This window comes from Streptomyces sp. NPDC097981 (assembly GCF_040302565.1).
Classification (GTDB): Bacteria; Actinomycetota; Actinomycetes; order Streptomycetales; family Streptomycetaceae; genus Streptomyces.
Genome location: NZ_JBEORW010000118.1, coordinates 1 through 1,601 on the forward strand (window position 1 = coordinate 1; position 1,601 = coordinate 1,601).

Below are 1,601 nucleotides of genomic sequence, written 5' to 3' on the forward strand. Positions count from 1 at the left end.
CGGGTCCGCACCGCGACTCCCGTGGGCCCGAGCGCGACAAACGGCGCCGACAACTCCCGCAGCCCACCCACCCCTCCGCACCCCCTCACACACCGGACAACCCGTCCCCACACCCAACTACCACCACCAGAAAAGGTCACCCATTCGACGCAAGAACCCCCATTCCCACCCGGCATCAACCCACGGCCACAGACCAGGACAAGGCACTCGCCCACACACGCCAGAACACATGCAACCCAGTCAACAGGCAGCAGTTCCGACCCCTGATCCGTACCCCCTCCGAGACGCGGGAAGGCCCCGCGAGCAGTGAGCTCGCGGGGCCTTCCCCGTGGCGGTGCCGGGATGACTAGTCGTCGCCGGAGAGGATCTGGAACAGGCGCAGCAGCTCCAGGTAGATCCACACCAGGGTCACCGTGAGGCCGAAGGCCGCCAGCCAGGCCTCGTCGCGCGGGGCGCCGTACGTGATGCCGTCCTCGACCTGCTTGAAGTCCATGGCGAGGAAGCAGGCGCCGAGCACGACGCCGACGATGCCGAACAGGATGCCGAGACCGCCGCTGCGGAAGCCGAGGCCGTCGCCGCCCGCGAAGAGCGAGAACAGCAGGTTCGCGACCATGAGCAGCATGAAGCCCATGGCGGCCGCCATCACGAAGCCGTAGAAGCGGCGGGTGACGCGGATCCAGCGCATCTTGTACGCGAACAGCACGGAGGCGAAGACGCACATCGTGCCGAGCACGGCCTGGATGACCACGCCGGCACCGAGCATGGTGCTGGTGGCCGCGCTGAGGACACCGAGGAAGAAGCCCTCGAAGGCCGCGTAGCCCAGGATGATCGCCGGGGAAGCCTTGCGCTTGAAGCTCTGGACGAGGCCGAGGACCATCGCGACGAGCGCGGCGCCGACGGCGATGCCGTACGACTTGTTGACGTTCGCCGGGTCCACGGGCATGGCGATCCAGGCGATCGTCGCCGTGAGGATGACCGTGCCGAGCGTCATGGCCGTACGGCTCACGACGTCGTCCATCGTCATCACGCTGCCGCGGGCGGGCGCCTGCGGCATGCCGGTGGTCACATCGGTGGCGTAAGGATTCGTCGCGTACGGGTTGGTCCCGGCCTGCTGGTGCTGCGCGCCAAAGCCCGCGTAGCCACCGTTGTCGCGGCTGAACCCCCGTCGCGAGAAGACCGGGTTACTGCTCCTCATCTCACTCCTCCATGGCCACCGTGCGCGGCCTTGCAACAAGAGTAATGCGCTCGCAAAAAAATCACCCTACTGCTGGAGGAGGATCTTTCCCCGAACTCCGGGCCCCGCGCGAGTCGGCAGGAGCGGGGCGGGCCGGAGCCCACGGCCGGACACGGCGGTGCCGTCGCGCGACCGGCCCAAGGGATCTTGTGCCGAATTCATCGCGGCCGGGCCTCCTCCATGTATTCGACGCCTCGCGGATCGTGCGGGATTCACACAGTAACCACAACTGATTTCCGAACCCGCATGACACGAACGGCGGGGGGCCACGTTCCCCCGTACCTGGCTCATCACCGGCGTCAGCAGCGGCTTCGGCCACGCCCTGACCACCCAGCTCCTTCAGCGCGGCGACACGGTGATCGGCACC

1 protein-coding gene is annotated in these 1,601 nt (G+C 67.6%); it reads right to left on the reverse strand.

Annotation, left to right across the window (positions count from 1 at the left end):
- Positions 1 to 346 precede the first annotated feature (346 nt).
- A complete protein-coding gene (locus ABTY04_RS39970) occupies positions 347 to 1,195 on the reverse strand; it encodes a Bax inhibitor-1/YccA family protein (RefSeq protein ID WP_352218347.1) in 849 nt (282 codons plus the stop codon).
- Positions 1,196 to 1,601 lie beyond the last annotated feature (406 nt).